This window comes from Paenibacillus taichungensis, from assembly GCF_013359905.1.
Classification (GTDB): domain Bacteria; phylum Bacillota; class Bacilli; order Paenibacillales; family Paenibacillaceae; genus Paenibacillus; species Paenibacillus taichungensis.
The window spans coordinates 1-340 of record NZ_JABMCC010000022.1; the positions used below are offsets into that span (position 1 = coordinate 1).

At 59.4% G+C, this 340-nt stretch carries 1 protein-coding gene; it reads right to left on the bottom strand.

The features are described 5' to 3' along the window. Window positions 1-340, bottom strand: a 340-nt coding sequence (locus HP548_RS00105) for a hypothetical protein (RefSeq protein WP_175380574.1), incomplete at both ends; no start/stop codon positions are given.

The following is a 340-nucleotide window of genomic DNA, read 5'->3' on the forward strand; positions in this document are numbered from 1 at the left end:
CTGTCGCTCCCGTTACCCCAGTTGTACCCGGTGTGCCTGTCGCTCCCGTTACTCCGGTTGTACCCGGTGTGCCTGTCACTCCCGTTACTCCCGTTGTACCTGGTGTGCCTGTTGCTCCCGTTACTCCGGTTGTACCTGGTGTGCCTGTTACTCCCGTTACTCCTGTTGTACCTGGTGTGCCTGTTGCTCCCGTTACTCCTGTTGTACCTGGTGTGCCTGTTGCTCCCGTTACTCCAGTTGTACCTGGTGTACCTGTCGCTCCCGTTACCCCAGTTGTACCCGGTGTGCCTGTCGCTCCCGTTACCCCAGTTGTACCCGGTGTGCCTGTCGCTCCCGTTAC